The organism is Micrococcus sp. LASM2_SD2 (assembly GCF_057364565.1).
This window is the reverse complement of sequence record NZ_JBNFOB010000486.1, coordinates 1-575: the sequence shown is the minus strand read 5'-3', so window position 1 is coordinate 575 and position 575 is coordinate 1. Positions and strand designations below refer to the sequence as shown.

The 575-nt window shown below is 74.6% G+C and carries 1 pseudogene; it reads right to left on the bottom strand.

Features of this window, described 5'->3' with window-relative positions:
- Positions 1 to 346: pseudogene (locus AC2W7A_RS13245) on the bottom strand (MFS transporter); the annotation flags it as partial.
- Positions 347 to 575 lie beyond the last annotated feature (229 nt).

Sequence of the window (575 nt, the reverse complement as noted above, 5' to 3'; positions counted from 1 at the left end):
ACGCGCCAGACGATCAGGTCGACCACGCCGAACGCCAGGCCCGAGCCGATGGCGGAGACCAGGAACAGGATCGCGGCGATCACCATCACGGGCACGCGGCGCGGCGGTTGGCGATCGGCCCGGCGAACCAGGCGCCGAGCGCGCAGCCGATCAGCGCCGAAGAGACGGCGAAGCCCGTGAGACCGGCGCCGAGGCCGAACTCCCCGGCGAGGGCGTCCACGGCGCCGTTGATGACGGAGGTGTCGAAGCCGAACAGGAAGCCGCCGAGCGCGGCGGCGACCGAGATGCCGACCACTTTGGCGTTGAGGCGAGACGTCGCGGCGCCGCCGGACCGGGTCGCTGCCATGGTGGGTCCTCTCTGGGTGGCGCCCGACGGCCCGCTGCGCGCCGGTGCGTCCGCACAGTGTGTTCTTCACTCGGCGAGCGTGCAAGTCGCACAGCCCCTCGCCCCGCCCACGGTGAGGCGGCGGGGCAGAATGAGGGCCATGTTCGTCGTCCTGGGCCCCGCCCCCGCCTCCGCCGGCAGCCCCGGCGCCTGGTGGGCCGTGGGCGGGGACGACGCGGCTCCCCCTGGG